Source organism: Leptolyngbya sp. NK1-12, assembly GCF_032598965.1.
In the GTDB taxonomy this organism is placed as follows: Bacteria; Cyanobacteriota; Cyanobacteriia; order Elainellales; family Elainellaceae; genus Elainella.
The window spans coordinates 632,662-652,616 of record NZ_CP053586.1 but is presented as its reverse complement, the minus strand read 5'-3'; the positions used below and the strand labels follow the sequence as shown (position 1 = coordinate 652,616).

The 19,955-nt window shown below is 49.4% G+C and carries 18 protein-coding genes and 1 tRNA gene; 10 read left to right on the top strand and 9 right to left on the bottom strand.

Annotated elements, in window-relative coordinates; translation table 11 throughout:
- Window positions 1–315: 315 nt before the first annotated feature.
- Together HJG54_RS02300 and HJG54_RS35340 are read right to left on the bottom strand one after the other, a co-directional pair.
- Entirely contained in the window at window positions 316–1,755 is a 1,440-nt protein-coding gene (locus HJG54_RS02300) for an MFS transporter (protein ID WP_316433121.1), read from the bottom strand.
- A gap of 113 nt (window positions 1,756–1,868) precedes the next feature.
- Window positions 1,869–1,970 (bottom strand): pentapeptide repeat-containing protein, encoded by a 102-nt coding sequence (locus HJG54_RS35340; protein ID WP_420717315.1) that lies wholly within the window; start codon window positions 1,968–1,970, stop codon window positions 1,869–1,871.
- A gap of 267 nt (window positions 1,971–2,237) precedes the next feature.
- Here HJG54_RS35340 and HJG54_RS02295 point away from each other — a divergent pair, with 267 nt between their 5' ends.
- A complete protein-coding gene (locus HJG54_RS02295) occupies window positions 2,238–3,500 on the top strand; it encodes an ABC transporter substrate-binding protein (protein WP_316433120.1) in 1,263 nt (420 codons plus the stop codon).
- 33 nt (window positions 3,501–3,533) lie between these two features.
- Here the strand turns inward: HJG54_RS02295 and HJG54_RS02290 are convergent, their stop codons facing one another.
- From HJG54_RS02290 to HJG54_RS02275, 4 genes are all read right to left on the bottom strand, one after another.
- A complete protein-coding gene (locus HJG54_RS02290) occupies window positions 3,534–4,364 on the bottom strand; it encodes a carbohydrate ABC transporter permease (RefSeq protein WP_316433119.1) in 831 nt (276 codons plus the stop codon).
- A gap of 102 nt (window positions 4,365–4,466) precedes the next feature.
- Entirely contained in the window at window positions 4,467–5,363 is an 897-nt protein-coding gene (locus HJG54_RS02285; RefSeq protein WP_316433118.1) for a carbohydrate ABC transporter permease, read from the bottom strand.
- Between the two features lie 281 nt (window positions 5,364–5,644).
- The gene (locus tag HJG54_RS02280) at window positions 5,645–6,640 is read right to left on the bottom strand and encodes a PRC-barrel domain-containing protein (protein WP_316433117.1); all 996 of its coding nucleotides are present in this window, start codon (window positions 6,638–6,640) and stop codon (window positions 5,645–5,647) included.
- Between the two features lie 340 nt (window positions 6,641–6,980).
- Window positions 6,981–7,973, bottom strand: a complete 993-nt coding sequence (locus tag HJG54_RS02275; protein ID WP_316433116.1) for a DUF2382 domain-containing protein — start codon at window positions 7,971–7,973, stop codon at window positions 6,981–6,983.
- A 387-nt stretch (window positions 7,974–8,360) separates the two neighbouring features.
- Between HJG54_RS02275 and HJG54_RS02270 the strand changes: the two genes are divergently transcribed.
- Entirely contained in the window at window positions 8,361–9,014 is a 654-nt protein-coding gene (locus HJG54_RS02270; protein WP_316433115.1) for a hypothetical protein, read from the top strand.
- A 256-nt stretch (window positions 9,015–9,270) separates the two neighbouring features.
- On the opposite strand, the gene HJG54_RS02265 is transcribed toward HJG54_RS02270, so the two are convergent.
- On the bottom strand, window positions 9,271–10,470 hold the full coding sequence (locus HJG54_RS02265) for a homospermidine biosynthesis protein (protein WP_316433114.1): 1,200 nt from the start codon (window positions 10,468–10,470) through the stop codon (window positions 9,271–9,273).
- 777 nt (window positions 10,471–11,247) lie between these two features.
- Here HJG54_RS02265 and HJG54_RS02260 point away from each other — a divergent pair.
- Complete coding sequence (locus tag HJG54_RS02260; RefSeq protein WP_316433113.1) at window positions 11,248–12,738, top strand: low-complexity tail membrane protein; 1,491 nt, start codon at window positions 11,248–11,250, stop codon at window positions 12,736–12,738.
- Window positions 12,739–12,767: 29 nt separating this feature from the next.
- Here the strand turns inward: HJG54_RS02260 and HJG54_RS02255 are convergent, their stop codons facing one another.
- Window positions 12,768–14,024: a serine hydrolase domain-containing protein gene (locus HJG54_RS02255; protein WP_316433111.1), complete on the bottom strand. Its 1,257-nt coding sequence runs from the start codon at window positions 14,022–14,024 to the stop codon at window positions 12,768–12,770.
- A gap of 168 nt (window positions 14,025–14,192) precedes the next feature.
- Between HJG54_RS02255 and lnt the strand changes: the two genes are divergently transcribed.
- A complete protein-coding gene (gene lnt, locus HJG54_RS02250; protein WP_316433110.1) occupies window positions 14,193–15,800 on the top strand; it encodes an apolipoprotein N-acyltransferase in 1,608 nt (535 codons plus the stop codon).
- Between the two features lie 48 nt (window positions 15,801–15,848).
- Here lnt and HJG54_RS02245 read toward each other — a convergent pair whose 3' ends face one another.
- Window positions 15,849–16,256 carry a DUF4359 domain-containing protein gene (locus HJG54_RS02245; RefSeq protein WP_316433109.1) on the bottom strand — a complete coding sequence of 136 codons (408 nt, stop codon included), beginning with the start codon at window positions 16,254–16,256 and terminating at the stop codon, window positions 15,849–15,851.
- Window positions 16,257–16,540: 284 nt separating this feature from the next.
- On the opposite strand from HJG54_RS02245, the gene HJG54_RS02240 reads away from it, so the two are divergent.
- The 6 genes from HJG54_RS02240 to HJG54_RS02215 all read left to right on the top strand — a co-directional run bounded on the left by HJG54_RS02240 (window position 16,541) and on the right by HJG54_RS02215 (window position 19,821).
- Window positions 16,541–16,613 (top strand) — tRNA-His (locus tag HJG54_RS02240).
- Between the two features lie 263 nt (window positions 16,614–16,876).
- On the top strand, window positions 16,877–17,047 hold the full coding sequence (locus HJG54_RS02235; protein ID WP_316433108.1) for a hypothetical protein: 171 nt from the start codon (window positions 16,877–16,879) through the stop codon (window positions 17,045–17,047).
- Window positions 17,048–17,263: 216 nt separating this feature from the next.
- Window positions 17,264–17,662 (top strand): hypothetical protein, encoded by a 399-nt coding sequence (locus HJG54_RS02230; RefSeq protein WP_316433107.1) that lies wholly within the window; start codon window positions 17,264–17,266, stop codon window positions 17,660–17,662.
- A gap of 365 nt (window positions 17,663–18,027) precedes the next feature.
- The gene (locus tag HJG54_RS02225; RefSeq protein ID WP_316430114.1) at window positions 18,028–18,513 is read left to right on the top strand and encodes a helix-turn-helix domain-containing protein; all 486 of its coding nucleotides are present in this window, start codon (window positions 18,028–18,030) and stop codon (window positions 18,511–18,513) included.
- Window positions 18,474–19,058 carry an IS630 family transposase gene (locus HJG54_RS02220; RefSeq protein ID WP_316435597.1) on the top strand — a complete coding sequence of 195 codons (585 nt, stop codon included), beginning with the start codon at window positions 18,474–18,476 and terminating at the stop codon, window positions 19,056–19,058. The genes HJG54_RS02225 and HJG54_RS02220 overlap by 40 nt, the downstream gene beginning before the upstream one ends.
- 463 nt (window positions 19,059–19,521) lie before the next feature.
- Window positions 19,522–19,821, top strand: a complete 300-nt coding sequence (locus HJG54_RS02215; protein WP_316433106.1) for a hypothetical protein — start codon at window positions 19,522–19,524, stop codon at window positions 19,819–19,821.
- The last annotated feature ends 134 nt before the right edge of the window (window positions 19,822–19,955 follow it).

The following is a 19,955-nucleotide window of genomic DNA, read 5'->3' as shown; positions in this document are numbered from 1 at the left end:
CCCTTTGCATCCAACACAACTTAACGAGCAATAGCCCAATGCAGCCCCAGCACAAATCTGGCTGACGGTGAGCAATGATCACTGTGCCGTCGCCATGCTTTGCGTGAAGCGTTCAAAGTGCAGTGGAAGCCTGTAAATTGATAGCTCAACTAGTGCCTGTAATTACCACCATAGGTAGATGACACCCCAAGCTCCTTCAGTGGGTTCCATGAATAGAATTGGTTATGAAGAAGCAAGATCCGTAGATATGCTGTTATTTGCCTGGACTGCTGCTCAAAGGCAAAGCAGTAGGCTAGGTATAGCTATGATTAGCGACTAAATGCCCGTAAGCTTTTGTTCTGTTGCTTCTACCTTTGGGAACAGCATTCGCATCAGTTGGCTGAGGGGTTGACCGTGGCGTTCCTGCACAAATACAAGCGGTAACAGCGATATTAACCGCAAAATACTGGAAAGTGCGAATAAGCCCAGCACACCGCCAATCAAGTCGATTTCTGCTAAAAAGCCGCCTGCGATGGTTCCAAAAGCTCCACTAATCCCGGCAAGAGCGGCCACTAGCCCAAAGTAGGCGGATTGTTTTTGCATCGGCGCAATTCCAATCTGCAAATTACTGCTGCATAGATCAACGCCGGCCCAAATGGCTCCGGAAAAAATATGCAGCAACGGAAACCAGACCCAAATTGACCAGGGGGTAGCTCCGGTCCCCAACCATAATAAAGGCAACACTGCCATCAGAATGCCCATACTTAGCAAAATTGGCCGGTTACCAAACCGATCGGCTAATTTGCCCCACAGCATCAGTAGCGCTAGGTTAGCTCCCGCACTCAGACTGTTGTAGAGCATTACCAAACTAATATCGAGATGCAGCGCATTAAACAAATAAAGATTGTAAAAAGGAGCGCTGAGGTTAAACGCAAAGGTCCATCCGGTGAAAAATACTAGATATGCGATTAGAGATGTTTGCGTTGAAGTTGAGGTGGTCTCATCTGATGTAGTTGGTGTGGCGGCAAGATTGTGTTGCACCTGAGGATTTACATCAACCATGAACCCCTGAAAAGCCAAACTAATGATTCCTGCTACAATTCCCAAACCAAGAACCACGCTGTATCCCTGGATAGAACCACCGTACCAATGGGAAATTAGCAAGCCCATCAGCGGCATAGCAATCAGATTGGTTAGATTGGCAGCACTATTGCGAAACCCGAAATAACGTCCTCGGATTCGTCGCGGCACCAGCACAGCCATCCAGCTCATCCAAGCAGCACTGCCCAATGCACCTAATAGATGACTCGCTGCTGCTACGACCAGCGTACCCAACAGCAGCCAATGCAAATTACCGTGCTGCCAAGTTGTCCAGCCAATGGCCAGAGCCAAAAACAGCCACAGCGAGCGAGAAACGCCGTAAATCCACAGGCAATAGAGATGGCGACTGGTAGTGAGTTCGGAGATATAGGCTCCCAGGGGCTGCAACAGGTTGGCTAGCATGGGAATCGCAGCCAATAGCCCGATTTGACTCGAACTTGCACCCAATTCCAAGAAGAAACCGCTCAGAATTGCTCCACCGGTTGCATTCGAGAACACAGCTGCAAACACGCCATCCAGTGTTGAGGCGTGCAAACTGCGGCGAATTGCAGCTCTAGCATCACTGGGACTTTGAGTCTGGGATGGAAGTTCGCTTTGGGGCAATGTTGGAATTGCCAAGCTTAGGGAAGCTTCGAGCGAATCATCGGGAGGAGGTGCGTCAACTGCAAGATTCACTGCTGGTTCTACTGGTTTTAATAACTGGGGTGGTTAGATTAAGAACTGAAAACATTTAAACACTCATTGTAACCGCTTGCTCAGATTATTTTGGGCAATCTATTTCTGGCAATCTATTTCTGGCAATCTATTTGTGACAAATCTATTTGTGACAAATCTACTTGTGACAAATCTACTTGTGACAAATCTACTTGTGACAAATCTATTTGTGACAACAAAACTTTGGCAACGGTTTCCGTAGGCGTATTTCGGCAGAACTGCCATGGAGGTGGTGATAGAACAATTCCGGTGAATTAGGGTAAAGAGCAAGCATGAAAATTAACAGCCCCCAAACGGCAATTTGATTGGGGAAATCGCTATGCTAGATTTGGGATGCTTAAAACTCAATGGATGCTCCGTGTCTTTGCGCTTCACGTGAATGGCTGTTAAGAAAATAGAGGTTGATGCTGAGCTAACACACCACCCGCTCGGAAGAATTGTCTATGGGATATCGCCGCTTACAATTATTCCTCTTGGTAGTTTTAACGCTAGGTTTGGTTTGGGCCTGTCAGGGAACGGCAGTCAATTCTGGAGTGACACTAAAGATGAGCGGTTGGGGAGCTAGTCCATCTGAACAGCGGTTGTTGCAGGCCGTCTTGCGTCAGTTTGAAGCAACCCATCCAACCATTCGGGTTCGGTTCGAAACCATTGCCGATCAGTACATGGATGTAATCAAAACCCGCCTGATTGGAGATGCCGCCCCAGATGTGTTTTACCTAGAAGCGGCTGAAGCGCCATTTTTGCTCGATAAGAATGTTCTGGAGCCGCTAGATGCTTACATCACGCCCGACTTTGACTTGGCAGATTTTGAACCGAATTTGCTCGATCTGTTCCGCCATCAAGGTCAACTCTATGGCTTGCCAAAAGACTACTCGACGCTGGCGCTTTTCTACAATCAGCAAGCCTTTGCCGACGCTGGGATTCAGCAACCTCCCAGCACCTGGGATGAACTGATCACACTAGCCAAACAGCTCACGATTGACCGCAACCAGGATGGCCGAATTGATCAATACGGCTTTGGAGTAATGGCTGAACTACCGCGGCTGGGCTACGTGATCCGCGCCTATGGGGGTGAGATGGTGAATGCCAACGGCTATGCCGCCTATGGGTCTGAGGCTGCTGCTCAGGGGTTAGCCCAAATCGTGAACCCATATCGGTCGCAGGGAAGTTTTGTACAGCCAGCCGATGTGGGCAGCAGTTCGGGCAGCGAGCAGTTTGGGCAGGGCAAGGCCGCAATGGTGATTGAGGGCAACTGGGCAATTCCCTTTTTGCAAGACACGTTTCCCGATTTGGCCTTTGCCACCTCAGAGGTTCCGACCCTGAACCAGCAGCCCGGCACAATGGTATACACAGTGGCCTATGTGATGAACCGCCAGAGCCAGCACAAAGCCGAAGCTTGGCAATTGATCGCCTATTTAACTGGGAAGCAAGGCATGAAGGACTGGACTAGCAGCGGCTTTGCGTTGCCCACGCGCAAATCAGTCGCGGCCCAATTGCAGTATGACCGTGACCCACTGCGCTCCGCTTTGGTTGCCGGGGTCAGTTACGCCACTCCCTGGCAGATTGGCTCCTATCCCAGTGCGGTAATGAATTCGTTTAACAACCAATTTTTAAGCGCAATGTTGGGACAACAGCCCTTACAGCAAGCTCTAGAGCAAGCACAGCGAGAGGCCAATGCCCAGATTCAAGCCGCAGAAGCGTCATGACCGTCGGTTTGATTCAATCTTTTGGCCCGATGGCTAGCCTTTCCCACCTGTAGAAGTGATGCCTTCAATCAGATAGCGGTTGAAAAATGCATAAAGACCCAGCACAGGTAGGGTAAAGATCATTGATGCGGCCATGATGTAATTCCAGTAGCTGATGTAGTTACCTTTGAAAGTGTTTAATCCTAACGGCAGGGTAAACATCTCTGGGTCGAACAAGATCACAAGTGGCAGTAGAAAATTGTTCCAGCTTGCCATAAATACTAAGACTGCTTGAGTCGCTAAGGCTGGTTTCGCTAGCGGCAACACAATATGCCAAAAGGTAGCAAATTGGCCCAAACCATCAAGTGCTGCTGCCTCTTCTAGTTCGTGCGGAAAGCTGACGAAAAACTGCCGCATCAGAAAGATGAACGTGGCATTGACCATAACTGGCGCAATCATACCCTGATAGGAATTCAGCCAGCCTAAAGCTTTGAGAATCAGAAATGTAGGAATTAGCGTGACCTGGATTGGTACAGCCAGTATGGCTAAAATCAAAAAAAACCAAAACTGACGTCCGGGAAACCGTAACCGCGCCAAGGCATACCCTGCCATCGAGTTGAAGATTAGATTGAGCAGCGTCACGCTAACGGCAATGATTAGACTATTGAGTAACCAGCGCAAAAATAATGGTTCTTGTAGGAATACCTGGCGATAATTCTCTAAGGTAAATTGCTTAGGGATAAAGTTAAGCTCGCTGCTGATAATTTCTGAAAGCGGCTTAAACGAAGCAGATAATGCCCAAAGAAAAGGGATGAGTGTAATAATGGCATACGCTGTTAGCAAACTATAGAGAAACCCTTTAATCCAGATTGACTGCGTATTCATAATTTTTAAATCTAATATTGAGAGAATTTAGAACTTTGTTTCTAATAACGTTAATGGATAAACGCTTGTTAGTGATAAGTTATTAGAGCTGAGTTATTAGAGCTAAACAGAATCTTGATTGCTTTTGAACAATTGTCGTTGCAAAATTGTGGCTAGAATAATCAGCAACATTAAGGCAGCCGTAACCACAGCCGCATAGCCCAACTGCATATCCCGAAAGACGTATTGGTAGATCAATAGCACTATTGTTAACGTAGAATTATTAGGACCACCGGAGCCATTGGAGAAAATGTAAGCCTGATCAAACAGTTGAAATGTGCCGATTACGCCCATCGTGACGATGAAAAAAGTGACTGGTTTCAGCAAGGGTAGCGTGATGTGGCTAAACTGCTCCCAGGCGCTGGCTCCATCAATTTGAGCAGCTTCGTAGAGCGAGCGTGGAATTTCTTGAAGAGCTGCCAAATAAATTACCATATAAAGCGGGGCGGTAGACCAAATATTCATAAGCATGATGCCTTTGAGAGCAACGTCAGGATCCCGCAGCCAGTTGTAGGTGGGCAAGCTCAGTGCGGCTAAGACTTGATTCAATAAACCATTTGTGTTGTAGATCCACATAAAAATCAAGGTTAACACCGCAGAGGCCGTGACCGTTGGTAAAAAATAAATCACCCGCCATCCATTTTGCCCTTTGATGCCAGAATTGAGTGTGACCGCTAGCAGCAAAGCTAATATGGTTTGGAGCGGCACCACGATAATCACGTATTCTGCTGTATTTCTAAGCGCAATCCAAAAGCGATGGTCTTGCAGCAGCCGCGCAAAATTTCGCCAGCCGACAAATTCATAGCTTATTTCTCCCAAAAGCTGGACTTTATGAAAGCAGAGAAAGAGCGTATAGAAAATCGGCAGCACCATAAACACACCCAACACCAATAGGGCGGGTGCTAAAAACAGATAGCCATTAACCTTTTCGATATCGTCGGTCTTAAGCTTGCTCAGCATGGCGATTTCAGGACAAACTTGAGATGCTGTAGCTCAATTTTGCCTCAATTTTGCCTCAATTTTGCCTGGCAGGAGGCAGAGCGTTGCTGAGAAAAGCTATGCTTGCGCGAGCACGATGCTGACATTCCTTCGTCATAATCCTGACAGTGTGAACGTGTGAACGTTCCGCCCATATCTGTTACCAAAGCCGTCCTATTGTCGTTCAGTAGTGCTGGAATCAGAAGGCATGTCTGGGACTCAGAGCGAGTTCGAACTATTGTTATCCGAACTATTGTTAGGTGTTAGGGCATTTTGCGCTCGGTTAGCCAGCGTTGGTATTGAGCTTGCAGTTCAGGGTCAGAAAAAGTTAGCTGAACTTGAGCATTGCTGAATTGAGGAAACTGCGTCAGCTTGTATAGCACTTGATTGGCTAGATTAATTGGAATGGTTTGAGTCGTGGCTACTCCATTCACAGAGGTAGGGTCTCGTAACTCCACGCCGGAGAGGGTTGCATTATCGCCATCTAGATCAACTAAGTCTTGATGCAAATCAATTGAAGCAAGCTGCTTTCGTTCTGGGTTAACTTGCTCAATAATCAGCCGCTCTCGCCGCACCGGCACTTCCACCATGCGGGTTTCAATTTCTTTACGGACAATCACCTCGCCGACTTTACGCTTCTGGCGATTCACCACGAGCCGTTCTTCTAGCAATCGGACCGTTTCCTCGGCAGCAATTGCCGGTTGAATTACAGGTTGAGTGGCCGGTTGAGCAACGGGTTGAACTGTTCGCTCAATCTGAGCCGGTGCATTTAATTCCTGAATTGTCGTTGAGACAGGTGGAGTAGCTGAAACCACTGAGGACTCTCTTCTAGTAACAGGAACCAACACATCTGCTTCCAATGGCAGGGATGCTTCTAGAGGAGGAGAGGCTTCTAACGCAGATACAGGCTCATATCGTGTTCCTGCTGCTGTTTGAGGGAGTTGATCGGCAGTAATTGTTCGCGCTATATAGGCCGGTAGCTTCTCTACTTCTGCTTTGCTAATCCCCATCAGGTACAAGCGCCGCTCTTTTGGCATCACTTGAAATCGAGATAAGGGCAGCAACACAGATTTACGAGACAACCAGGAACTAGTCTCCACCACTAGATAGTAAGAACGTTGAGCTTCGTCGATCAAAACATCAACGACTTTGCCAATCGAGTCCTGTTGCTCAGTAGCAACATCAAAACCAACGATATCGGTTTCTCCGATTCCCTGGCGATACAGCGGATGGGTTGTTTTTAATCTTAAGAAATTCATAGGAAAAAACTAGGTATTACTATTGATGGACTGTGATGAGTATTGGAAACAAGCATTTGCGTCCGATTTGGCGTCGAATGGGGAGCAGGTGCCAACACCAACTGGTTAATCCAAATTGGTTTAACATTGGCACCTGCTGATGGCGATGCAGTATTTTGCCTTTATTGCATCTGCTTTATGCACCCCTATGCATTCATTCCAGTCCCTTGCCTTCAAGGCTTTAGTTCAATGACTTACTGCATCGGCTCATTAGTCAGCGTTACTAAGTTACGGAAGAAGCCGCCAGATCAGCAACACTCGCCAATGGACACCCCAATAGCTGGGCTAGTTTGCCTCACTTTTACTCACGGGTAAGGGGATTACCGTCTTTGTCGATGTCCAGACGCTCTTTGCGAATGGTTTCATCGGTTTCTACCGTATCCCGATCCACTTCTTTGCGCACCCGCACTTCCTCACGCACAAAGGCTTCCTTGCGGATATCAGGAGTCTCTTCGTAGACTTCCATGCGAACGACTTCTCCCTCTTGGAATGCGCCTGTACCAACGGTAGAAGCAACGTCAGTGTCTGTGGGATTGACTCGTTCAATGACTACCCGCTCTTTCTCAACGGGCACAGAGACATGCTGAGTTTCAGTTTCTACATGCTTACCGATAGCAACTTCACCAGTCTTGCGCCGAGTCTTGTCAGCAATCAGGCGCTCCTCATAGAGTCTGAGGGTTTGGTGATCCCGCTCGTTCAGGTTATATAGATCGGGATCATAGTCATAGCGATAGGAGCTACGGTCGTAGTCACGGCCCAGGTTGACATCGCGGTTGACGTCACGATTGACGGTCCGATCGGCGACTGGACGATCGCCAAGGGGTAGGGTAGTGTCATCGGTCATCCCAGGCGTTGCATCCAGCGAGGTGGGGCTTGCCATCATGCCAGTTGTACCTGTCGTTGTACCCATCGGTCGATAGACGCCACGAACGCGCTCTTCGTAGTCGTAATCTAGCGCTGAGTTTGGATCGTACTCTGGCAAGTTCTCGACCTGTTCACGGGTCAAACCGTCAGCGTAAATGCGTTTATCGTTGTAATCAATACGGGCACGACCGATTGGTAGCAGCACTTTCTTGCCAAAAATCCAGGCTCCAGTGTTGATTACCAGGTAGCGAAAACGACCTTCATCATCCACTAACAGATCATCAACCGAGCCAATTTTGTCGGTACCACTATAGAAGCTGTATCCCAAAACGTCATGATCGCCAAACTGATCGCGATAATCTGGATAAAACTCTCTAATTTTGTGCAATGGCATTTTATTCACCTCAATTCCTTGAGTTACAGTTCCCATGCTAGGAGTCCGCTTTCTGTCCACCATCTGTCTGCTGGGCTAGATGGCGCAATCTTTTGAGGGATCTCTTAGCTGGCTATAGCCTGACAACCTCTACCCTTAGAATCTGCCTTAGAAGCTGTGTTTAGTGACCATCCAAACATGACAGAGAAATGTTCACAAAACTAAATTTTTTCGCTTCCTTTCCTAGCTGCTGATACTCGCTGCCGATATTTGTTGGTTGTATATACGCTAATATTCGCTTCTTGCTTGGCTGGTCGCTTATTGGGCAATGGTTAATTTCTCTCTTAAGGCAGGTGTACTGCTGCTAACTCCTTTATATTGTTTGAACTATCAATTAAATTAGCCTCATTTTTTAACTTAGAAGCTTGTAGGAGTCGGTCAGCTATGACTTACACGAATGAACCTGTGAATCCGATCAACCGGGGAGCGGAGCGAATTGCCCCGGTGCCGGCTGTAGATTATCATGACCGGGTCCGTTGGGGTCCGATTCTGGCTGGATTGGTAACAGCGATTAGCTCGCAGCTCGTTCTGAGCGGTATTGGCGCGGCCATTGGTCTGACCACGCTAGCCAATTCGGGTGCTCCTCGTACCGATGCAGGCGCGGTTGGTTCGGCGGTTGGTATCTGGTCGATTATTAGTCTGCTGATCTCCTTATTCTTGGGTGGGTGGATCACGGCGCGCGCTTGTGGGCCAATGAATCGCAGTACAGCCTTGTTGAATGGGGCAATTTTGTGGGCCACAACGCTGGCGATCAGCGCCTGGTTACTCTCTACCGGTGTTTCCGGTGCCTTTGGAATCGTGGCCTCCAATGCTGGCGAGATTATTAACCAGGCTCCTACGGGTGGTAATTTACCGGATACGCCACCAAATGTCACTGCCGATCAAGCTCGCGATATTGCTGGTAATGCTGCCACAGTTGGATGGTCGTTTGCGTTGGGATCGCTGTTGGGGTTAATCGCAGCCTTGGTGGGTGCTTCGGTAGGCACTCGTCATCCCCGCGCCACTGTAACTCATACGGTCGTGGAACCCCATGCATAATGGATTCAAAATGGTTTGAAGCAAAATAGGCAGGTCAACCAAATCAAACGGTAGACGAGTGCGGGCATCTTGCTCGCGCCAGCGGACGCTGGCATTACGGATCTTCAAATTAATCACGTTGCTCTGCTTAAGGCAGCAAAAAAAGAGGCGTTCTTAACTGCGCCTCTTTCTAATTGATTTATGTAAAGTATGAGCGTCCCTTTACAATCTTTCTAGCGGTCTTTTCTCACTTTCAGTATGGCCTTCAGAGCAGCCGTTAACGATAGCCATTGCGAATGGGTGTGCCGCAGGGATAGGTGGCAACGGGTTGCAAATCCTGCTTGACAGCTTTTGCCACTTCAACGGTTGACTGCTCTGGCTGTTGCAGTTTGGCTGCCAAGTAATCAAGCCGCAGCTTTTCCAACAGTTCTTCGCGTCGGTCATACAGTCGCTTCAGCGGACGAGGAGCACACTGGTCGATTACGTATGCTGTGATAATTGGCAGAGCAATGGTGCTGTCGGTATAGCAGACAATTGTGTTGGGCAGCTCTTCGGGGTCAACTTTGCCCCAGCTCACCGCCTCCGATGGAGTAGCACCAGATAGGCCGCCAGTATCGGGACGCGCGTCGGTAATTTGAATAAAGTAGTCGTGCCCCCGCTCTTCTAGGCCCAGTACCTCGTGGAGTTGAGGCTGGGTTTGCAGCAAGAAGTTTTTGGGGCTGCCTCCGCCCAGAATCAACGCCGCACTCTTGCCTTCAACATTTGGAATACCCGATTCACGCGCCGCATAGGCCAGTGCCGCCGTTTCGTTCACATCAAGCGATGGATCGATTACCAGCTTATAGCCTTCTAGGGAAAGCGCTGCCACGTTCATGCCAATCGAGCTGTCTCCTGGAGATGAGGTGTAGATCGGTACACTACATTCATAGGCCGTCGAAAGCAGACAGGGATTTTTGACGCCGAGCTGTTTTTCGACCTCATGCACATACTTGCCTAACAGATAGTGAAACTCTGCTGTACCCATGCGCTTCTGAAACGGTTCCGCCTTGAGTAGCTCTCGAATAAAGGCATCAGTTTCCAGCAACACATCGTAGCCAAACACAATGTCGTAGATGCGAATCCGCCCTTCTTGACGCAGTTTTGTATCGTCAACAAAGGGATTACTGGCGTATAGCTCCAGACCCAAGCCATAGTGCATGTCGTGGTACAAGTTAGCCCCGGTGCTGATAATCCAGTCGATGAAACCGTGGCGGATTAGAGGTGACAGGGCTGAGACACCAAAGCCAGCTGGGGTCAAGGCACCTGATAGGCTGAGGCCAACCGTAACTCCGGGCTGCATGACTTCGCGAGTCAGCAAATGGCAAATTTCCCGCAACCGGGCCGAATTGTAGGCAGTGAAATACCCATCAATCAAATCCACCACGCTGATGTTGGCCGGCATGGGGGAGGGTGAAATTTGGCGACTAAGTAAAGACATGATTGCTCTCCTAAATGGTTGAAAAACATACGGAACGAACCAGTAAGTCATGAGTGATGATGAATGGGCATGAGAACGGCCATCCTGATGCCAGCCCAAAGCTAAACGATCTCAAACCGCACGATTTCAAGCTGTAGGGGTTCAAGCAACCACAGCACTGAATCAAGGCTGAAATCAATCACCTTCTGCTCGTACAGCCAGCAAAGTTTGGGGCCAATTGCCTGCAGGCAACCTATCCCCATCCCAATTCAGTTGGAAAAAACTCTGGTACACAGAGCACCTGATCGACCGAGTTTGCGAGGTTGCCTGCTTAGAGAGGCCGGTTGCTCAGAAAACTCAAACCACCTGCAAACCTACAGTTACAGATCGATCAGCGCATACTGGGTCCTTCACAACGATCTGCCCAGGAGAGCGCAGGATCGGCGAAGCGCCTACGCTGTAGTTTCATCTCCAGATACCACATGGAAAGCCAGGGGTGTCCAGTCAATGAAAAGTGTTTCAACGCCGTAAAACCTTAATGGAAGTGATGGACAAGATCAGTGTAACACCTACATCCCTTACCTCTTCAGAATAATCACGGAAATTCCTGCTCCCTTCCTGCTTTGAGGTGATTTTCCAGCTCAAAGTACCTTATAAGTTATCTATAAGCAGGCTTGCCTGTTCTCCTAGCATTTGATCCTGGCAGCGGTTTAGGTTTCCTTCTACAAAACGTGAACAGGCGTAGGCCAAGTTTCCGTGCAGTATTACGATGGCTATAGTGCTGTCTGGGAGAAGGTCATGCAGTCGGTCATACAGTCAACAAGGTCAGAGCCATATCTCTGGGTACATTTGGCAGGGATTGCGGCAGTGCCCATTTTCCTGGAGCTGTGTTTGTTGGGTTTGAAAGCGGCTGAAACTAGCCTACCAGCAGGGCTGGTGTTTTTGCTGGTAGCGGTTATTGGCATCGGGCCGGTATTTTGGATGCAGTGGCAGCGGCCTTTCAATATTTTTAGCTTAGTTTTTCTGGCGCTCAAGCCCAGTCAACTAACTGAAACCCAACGACGGATTCTAGGTCGATTCAAGACTCCATTGGGGAAAATCATCGCGGTTAGCGTGGCGATTGCGGCCCTGGCGATTTTGTGGCAGCTTAACCAATGGGTGCCGCTGGTGGTGATCAAGGCTAAGCTGGTGCCCGCTGGCAGTTTTGGTGGGTTGATCTTAGCAGCTACTAGCTTTTTGCTCACGAATCTGTTTCTGCACGTGCCAGCAAGTGTGCTGCCCGTGCTGCTGACTTCCGATCGGCTATTGGTTGCTACAGACCCCTATCCAGTCAAGGATATTGCTAGAGACTTTACGATGATTGGGTTTCAGGTCAAGCAAATTCTTCCGCCCCTGACTCCCAGGCTAAAGCCGGAAAAGGCCAATGTCGTTGCAGAATCGGTCGCAGAGTCGGTTACAGAATCAGTCGCAGAATTGGCTGAAGAAACAGGAACGCCAGCCGTGACTCCGGAGCCTGTCTCACCAGATGTCCCCAGTCAAGAACCGCCCTCAGGCGATGCAGCACAGCCCGCCTCCCTGCAATCAGTCCCTCTGCAATCAGTCCCTCTGCAATCAATTGAGGCGGAAGCAACGTTGCAGGAGAGTCAGTCCAAACCGCGTCAGCCCACCTCGGCACAACTAGAGGCAGACGCGCCCTCGCTGGCAGCAAATCCAGTCGAGGAGCCACAACCGGTTGCACCGGAACTAGAGGACAGCCAATCTCAAGATTCACAACCTGTACTGTCAGAAACTCTGTCAGCCGATGTTGTTTCTGAGGATTCGTCTCAAGCTGGGACTGAGAGTGACCAATGTGAGGCAGATCCAACCGAAATTGATCATCAGGTTGATTACCCAATCGACCCAGAAATTGACCCAGAAATCGACCCAGAAATTGATCAAGCAATCGCCCAATCTGACGAGCAACTGGCTGCCGACCAGCCTCAAAGCCTCGAATCGTTAGATACTCAACGGATTGCCGACCAGCCAGCGGAACCGCCACCCCAATCCCAGGCAAAGCTGCAACCATCACCTCAATCCACTGATGATCCAGCCCCTGAACCACCTGTGAATTCAGCCCGTAATCCACCATCAAGCGTCACCGATACCGTCGTCACGATTATCACGATTCAACAATCTATTTCGACCCCAGCCGTCGAGCCGCCAGCTCCAGAATCCCCATCTGATGCCAGTCCACTTCAGGAAAAGAACGTTACTGATACAGTGATTCGGATTGAGCCACCCATCGGCTAGATGCTGGTGGTTTCGCGTAACGGTAGCAACTACCAGCGCCCTCCCTGCCTGCTAAAGAAGCGGGGAGGGTGCCCTAAAATGACATCAAGGCTAGCCTCTGCTAACTCAGAGGCCTGATTCTTTTTGGGTCCTGGCCCTCGCTCAGACAAATCACCGCTGTTAGTCCAGGTGACGAGTATCAGGTCATGGATGGGTAAGTAGAGTACGGCTGACGAAAAGCCGGTTGTGTTGTCAATCTGTCCCCAAATTTCGCCCCAGCGGGTCATGACGTGGGAAATGCCGAGGCCATAGCTGCCGCTGTTCATTTCCGTTAAGACCAACATTTTGTCGCGAGAGCTTAGCTCTAACAAGGTATTTTCGAAGAACAGGGCCTGCAAGAAGCGAATTAAGTCTGGACCATTCGAGATCAGGGCATTGCCTCCAAGTCCCAGACCAGTATTGAGCAGTGGCTGGGTGACATTTTCAGCAGTGCCATCCCGATTCCAGTCCTGATAGCCTTGGGCAAAGGGTTGCTTAGAGCTGAACTCCACAAATGTATTTTTCAGCTCAAGCGGCTTGATGATGCGACTTTGCAGCACCTCGGTCAGGGAACTGCCTGTTGCTTGCTCCAGGATCAATTGCAGCAGCAGGTAATTAGCCGTGGAATAGGAGAAGCTTCCTCTGGGTTTGCCCGATTCGCGGTCGGGCATGAAGTCGAGCAGTTCAGGGATACGCCAGCGATAGGCGGGGTCGGCTGCTACAGCTTGGCCGAATGAATCAGCTTCGAGATCAGGCAGACCACTGGTGTGGTTGAGCAATTGCCGAATCGTAATTGAGCGGCTTTGGGGAATCTGCTGATCCAGTTCGGCAGGCAACCAGTCGCTGAGTCGGTCATCTAGGTTTAGCACGCCCTCTTCGTGAAGCTGCAAGCAGACCACCGCCAGAAACATTTCACTCAAACGACCAAGTCGGAAGCGTTCGGTTGGCTGCATAGCAACTTGTTTTTCCAGATTCGCTTGGCCCGTTGCGCCCATCCAGGTTTGCTGAGCCGCAGAAACGACCAAAACAGCTCCCGGTAGCTCAGCAGCTTTAGCCGAGCGCTCTAGTGCTGTATGTAACTCGCTTTCGGTTTCTAGAGAAAACAGGGCCGGTTGGAAAGCGGGTTTAGAGTCAGCAAACCAGTCCTGTAGGCGCGTTGCAATGCCTCGCTCTAAGGGAGTGGCTACCGAACCACTGCGGCACCCGGAACTCACCACCAGCGCAGCCAAACCAATACTAAACAGCGAATTTAATCGAGGGCGTGCCATACCGTTGCTGCTGTCTCTCTGCTGTCTCTCTTAAGAGCCTATCGGAATCGCTGGGGTTTCTCAATTTCAACCCTCCTGCGGGGTTAAGTAGGAAGCATGACCTCAGGATGGACTCAACCCGGCGGCAAAATCCCTTATGCTGGGCAACAGTGACAGGATTTTCTGGGTATGCCACCCCCCGCAGATTCACAAGTACCTATCATTAAGCCTAGCCCAACTGCTGATTTTCCACTCAGGTTGTCCCGCTCTACCTTACTGCTGCTGGCCTTTGGTAGCGGTGTGGGCATGGGGCTGGCTCCAGCTCCCGGCAATGCTTGGTTTCTAGCTTGGATCGCCCTAGCGCCACTCTGGGTACTGGTATACCGCTCTGCAGCTCCACTGCCGGCGGCCTTAGTTTGGGGCATTGGCTACCACGGGCTGGCCCTTTCCTGGATTCGCGACCTGCATCCCCTCACCTGGATGGGCGTCCCCTGGTTGGCCAGTTTGGCTATTACCGGATTCTGCTGGGCCTTTATTACCCTCTGGGGTGCTCTTTTAGTGGTGCTATGGGCTTGGCTGCTGCGACGCTTGACGGGAATCGCCGGCAAATCCCGGACGGACTGTACGGTTTGGTTTCGGATTTTATTGGGCGTTGCCCTCTGGTGTGGCCTAGAAGCGCTGTGGGGCCGAGGTGTGCTGTACTGGACTTCGCTTTCCTACACCCAGAGTCCCCATAATTTGGCGATTTTGCATCTAGGACAGCTCTCCGGCCCACTCGCCGTAACGGCGGCGCTTGTGGCATTTAACGGCGTCCTGGCAGAAGCGTGGCTGCAATGGCAGCGGCAGGTAGTTTTAGCAGTTCGGCGCTTACTAATCACAGGGCTAGCGCTGCTATTAGGCTTGCATCTAGTTGGATTTCTGCTCTACAGTCAACCACTGGCCGATTCCACCGATTCAGCCCTCAAGGTAGGAATTGTGCAGGGTAATATTCCAACCCGGATCAAGCTGTTTGAGCAGGGTCTGCGCTTATCGTTAGAGAATTACGTCAAAGGTTACGAGCGTTTGGTTGCGGAAGGCGTTGATGCTGTACTCACTCCCGAAGGCGCACTGCCCTGGCTCTGGATTCAACAGCCGACTGACAATCCGCTTTATCGGGCAATTGTAGAAAACGGTGTACCAGCTTGGATTGGCACGGTTGGCCTGCGGCAGGGCAGAGTTACCCAAACCTTGTTTAGCATTAGCGCTACAGGGGAACTAGTTGGCCGCTACGACAAAGTCAAGCTCGTGCCGCTGGGAGAATATATTCCGTTTGAATCGGTGCTGGGTGGCTTGATTAACCGACTCTCGCCGGTGGGCGCTTCGATGCTACCTGGAGAGTTAGATCAACGTCTGCAAACCCCTTTCGGTCAGGCCATTGCCGGAATTTGCTACGAATCGGCCTTTCCGGATCTGTTTCGGCATCAGGCAGCTAGCGGCGGTAGCTTTATTCTCACAGCCTCCAACAACGATCCCTACGGTCGCGCCATGATGGCCCAACACCATGCTCAGGATGTGATGCGGGCAGTTGAAACCAACCGCTGGGCGGTGCGAGCCACCAACACTGGTTTATCAGGCATTGTCGATCCCCACGGACACACCGCATGGCTGTCACGCTTCCGCAGTTTTGAAACCCACGCCCACACCATCTACCGTCGCCAAATCCAAACTCTCTATGTGCGCTGGGGCGACTGGTTAACCCCTGGGCTGCTAGGACTCAGCAGCGCAATTTGGATCATCAGAGCACTGCGACGCAATTAAACCTGGATCAATCACATCCCGGCTTCTGCTCCTGACTCCTGCTCCGACCTATTCCCGCTCAATCCGATAGGTCTGAAACTGACCGAAGAGGCCGACGGTTTCAGCTCGATACGAGAGGGTCGGTACTGATAGCAAATTGCTTAAAAATGATGGCAGCAGATTCTGCGTCGAAAGGTTGGTGGTATAGGTGCTCCACAACAGAAAGTCTTGGCGCTCGGTGTTGTCAGCAATCAGGCGAGTTAACAGCGCTTGCCCTTGTTCCCGTTCCAAAAGTTTGCACAGCTCGCGTACCGCATCATCCAGCTTGACGCATTCTTCTGCTTGCAGATGCTGGCTCAACCGCTGAGCTGCGTACTGGTTATAGCGTTCCTGATCTGGATTGGTGACAGCCATTGCTGCGCCGATGCCGACTAACGCCATTGCTGCTACATACCATCCAATCTTAGTTTTTTTCATAGCCTCGCCCAGTCAAACAATACAGCCTTAAATAGAATCGATATGGATTGAAATTGAAATAGAAAATCAGCAACAGTTGCCTATGCAGTCAAAGAGTCTTCAACTGTGCCAAGAAACTATGCAAAAGCTCCACTGTTTGCCTCCTGGTTCTTTTCGCTAATTCGTTTCTAACAACAGGCTAACAAACCGAGTTGACGGAATTGGGTCAGCTAGCAGCAGTTGAAAAAATTGCTCTGGCAACCTGGTTCAAGTCAGTCAGGAGTGTTATAATAGGGAACGGAATGGCGAGCGTAGCCAAGTGGTTAAGGCAGCGGATTGTGGTTCCGCCACTCGGGGGTTCGAGTCCCCTCGTTCGCCCTGGTTTCAGAGGTTGCTGAAATCGAGGTGCCGAGTTAGGTGCCGAAACCAAGTACTCTCTATCTCCATAGCCCAAGCGCTGTTTATAGGGATGGGGCGCTGTAGGTTCGCGCCTTCATCAGTGGAAAAAACAACTGCTCAACTGCTTACAGAATTGCCTAGCATCGTCTCGTCTCGTCATGCCCAAAACCAGAAGGAGCAGGAAGACTTGACCGTCAGCCTATAGTCAACAAATTGGACAACTCAAAGTGGAGTTGGACTGGTTGAAAAAAATCTGGGATTGTCCCCTCGCCCATAAACGATTGCTGGTCGAAGCCAACTATCCCACTATCAGCCTGTCTCGTCAGTGTAATTTGCTTGATTTAGCCCGTTCGAGTTGGTACTACAAGCCGGTTGAAGTAGACTTGTGTAAGTTGTATCTGATGAACCTGTAGGACTTCGCCCCGCTGAAGGCGTGTGACCAACAGTACACCGCGACTCCGTTCTATGGTATTCGTCGGATGACCGTTTGGTTGCACACTCAAGAGGAATACGATCGCATTCTGTGTGTCTCCAGAAAATCATTGCTGATTCCTTAGAAGAGAATTAATTCAGAGTGCGGTGGCTTCCTTGCGCATTACTTTTGCTTGTATCTATCAGGAGGTAAAGTTATGAACACCAACACAGGTTCAACTTTAGAGCAAGAAGTCAAAAAGACGGTCGAAAGCCTGATTGAACACGGCACAACTTACAATGTCGAGAAACTGAACGAGATTTATGATGATAGCCTGAAAATCGTCAAGATAGACGAACTTGGCAATGTAGAGGTATTAACTAAAAAGGCAACATTGGATTTCTTCGCTTCTAAACGGACTCGTGGAGATGAACCGCTCAGTAAAGAAACTGTCTATAATTACGTTGAAGCGGATGAGCATAGAGGTCAGGTAATTGTCACGAGGCGTATGAAGATGAAAGATAGACCGGAGAAATCCATCTTCAGCTTACACCTTGAGAAGAAAAATGGTAGGTGGGTTATCGTAAGGGAAACAGCATTTGTTCAGCCGGAATAACCAGCCATCGCTACACGGTGCTGAACACAGCTCAATATAGGCTCGGTTAAGGGGGGGGAAGGTGTTAGGCTTCCCGAGCTTACCATTAACCTGTTTTTGCGACACAACCCGCTCAACTAGGGTCGGAAACAGGAACCTTTCTGACCTGGAAAACCGACCCCCTTTTCTTTGGATTGCGTTCTACAATTCTGCCAAAGGTAAAGATCTGCTGTTAAATCATTCGGAACAGACTTGTAATCGGCTGAATTAGTCTAATGAATTAGTCTAACTCGGAATAGCAACTGGATGAATCCTATAGGCATCCTAAATAGGATGTGAACAAATGGTAGGCTGAGGACGTGCCCCAAACTTTACCCCCTCAGCCGATGGAAACGCTCGAACAGTTCATTCAAAGTAACCCACCTCCGTTGGAACTCAAGCGTGCACTCGCTGTGCAGATGAGTCAAGGCGGTCACAGCTATCGGGAGATCCGTGACATTCTGCAAGTGTCGGTTGGCTTCATCACAGCTAGCCATCAACGCTACGAATGCTCAGGTGTGGAGGGACTGCGCTCCAACTATTGGGGCACCCAAGGCTATCTCGATTGTGAGCAGAAGCAAGCGTTGTTTCGGTGGCTCGACGGGCAGGATGCTTGGACACTCCAGGAGGTAATTGACCACATTGAGGATGAGTATGGGGTGGTCTACCAATCACTCCAGAGCTACTATGCCCTGCTCAGAGACGCTGGCTTCAGTTGGAAGAAGGCACAACCGGTTCACCCTGACAAGGATGAAACTCTGGTTCAGGAAAAAAAAGAGAACTTGAAGCGCTACTGGCAACGCATCAATCTGAGATCGCCGATGGACAATTAAGAGTTTTATTTCTCGACGAATGCCACCTGTTGTGGGGCGATATCAGTGGCTATGGGTGGAGCCGCCGCAAGCAACGGGTGGATGTGGAAGTCAAGTCTACCAAGCAACGACAGACCTACTATGGGGCATTGGATTATCTCACCAAGCAGTTTGTTGTCAAAGAGTACAGCGCAGGCAACGAAGAGAATACGGTTGCCTTCCTACAGTATCTCCAGTCTTTGTATGTTGAGAACACGCGCCTGGTGATTGTCTGGGATGGGGTGAGCTACCACCGCTCAAAGGTGGTGCAGGAATTTCTGGAGCAGACCAATGGAGGCTTACCGACTGAGGCGTGGAAGATTACCTGTATTCGCTTAGCCCCTAATGCACCTGAGCAGAATCCAGTTGAGGATGTTTGGTTACAAGCGAAGCAGTTTATTCGCAAGTATGCACGAATGTGTAGAAGATTTGGGTCGGTCAAGTTTCTGTTTCAATTGGTCACGCATTGTCAAACCTTTGCTTTCGCCAAGGCGTTTATGTACGGCTACTGTTCATCTCCTATCTAGGATGGCTGTAGTTTGTGTATGATTTCAATGGGTTGTTTCACGGTAAGAAACGATGCCTTGAAATCCGTTTTTCAACTTATAATAGAGAACTGATTAAAGATGCGTCGGAAACGTTTGTGGTGCGGGTCTAAATCTGTATCAATTAAGGTCACAATTGTAAAACACAACAGCTTTAACGAACTTTAACGGCATCTTATTGCTAACTCGAATGAGCACACGAAAACTGACGTTGTGACTGTGACTTCAAGATAAGTTCTCTAGCTTCTTTAACCGGGTATCTGAGATTAATCAAGCGGCTTAGGAACTGGTCATTAGGTGTTGATCATTGGTCATTTGTGAACAGCCAATGATCAATGATCAACACCTAATGACCAATGATTAAACGACTTGAATCTATCTGGACTGAGAATGGTTATATCAATTACATCAATTACAGTACATCAATTGCAGGAGATAGAATATTATGCGACTAAACCGAGACATTATTCAGCAAGTTCTAGAGATTGCTGATAGAAAAGGAGAAGCAGGCTTTGAAGAGAAAGACATTGCTCATTTGTTTAATGAAGAATATGATTTAGTGTTTCACCTGGATTATCTGAATGAAAAGGGTTTCATCGAGGGAGAGTTCACTCCAGGAGCTTATGCGGCATTCGCTATTTTGCCTCAGCCAATTCACTTCATTTGCGGCAAGATGACTGCCAAAGGGCGAGACTATTTACAAGAACTGCAACAATCTATCAAAACTGCCAGCCAAAGCTACTAATGAGTTGATCTTCCGAGCATCCTCTTTCGATTCTGGCTATTTCTAACTATTTCTATTTCTAAGTTAACAGGGGCAAGCCATAAATCATCTGTATGTCCCTCTTATGCAGTTTCCGTTCACTTACGGAGGATTGA

Coding starts and splice junctions, on each gene's coding strand:
- HJG54_RS02260 (WP_316433113.1), top strand. CDS start 11,248: ATGCAGTCGGTCATACAGTCAACAAGGTCAGAGCCATATCTCTGGGTA.
- HJG54_RS02225 (WP_316430114.1), top strand. CDS start 18,028: ATGGAAACGCTCGAACAGTTCATTCAAAGTAACCCACCTCCGTTGGAA.
- HJG54_RS02230 (WP_316433107.1), top strand. CDS start 17,264: ATGAACACCAACACAGGTTCAACTTTAGAGCAAGAAGTCAAAAAGACG.
- HJG54_RS02245 (WP_316433109.1), bottom strand. CDS start 16,256: ATGAAAAAAACTAAGATTGGATGGTATGTAGCAGCAATGGCGTTAGTC.
- HJG54_RS02295 (WP_316433120.1), top strand. CDS start 2,238: ATGGGATATCGCCGCTTACAATTATTCCTCTTGGTAGTTTTAACGCTA.
- HJG54_RS02265 (WP_316433114.1), bottom strand. CDS start 10,470: ATGTCTTTACTTAGTCGCCAAATTTCACCCTCCCCCATGCCGGCCAAC.
- HJG54_RS02285 (WP_316433118.1), bottom strand. CDS start 5,363: ATGCTGAGCAAGCTTAAGACCGACGATATCGAAAAGGTTAATGGCTAT.
- HJG54_RS02290 (WP_316433119.1), bottom strand. CDS start 4,364: ATGAATACGCAGTCAATCTGGATTAAAGGGTTTCTCTATAGTTTGCTA.
- HJG54_RS02215 (WP_316433106.1), top strand. CDS start 19,522: ATGCGACTAAACCGAGACATTATTCAGCAAGTTCTAGAGATTGCTGAT.
- lnt (WP_316433110.1), top strand. CDS start 14,193: ATGCCACCCCCCGCAGATTCACAAGTACCTATCATTAAGCCTAGCCCA.
- HJG54_RS02270 (WP_316433115.1), top strand. CDS start 8,361: ATGACTTACACGAATGAACCTGTGAATCCGATCAACCGGGGAGCGGAG.
- HJG54_RS02255 (WP_316433111.1), bottom strand. CDS start 14,024: ATGGCACGCCCTCGATTAAATTCGCTGTTTAGTATTGGTTTGGCTGCG.
- HJG54_RS02275 (WP_316433116.1), bottom strand. CDS start 7,973: ATGGGAACTGTAACTCAAGGAATTGAGGTGAATAAAATGCCATTGCAC.
- HJG54_RS02280 (WP_316433117.1), bottom strand. CDS start 6,640: ATGAATTTCTTAAGATTAAAAACAACCCATCCGCTGTATCGCCAGGGA.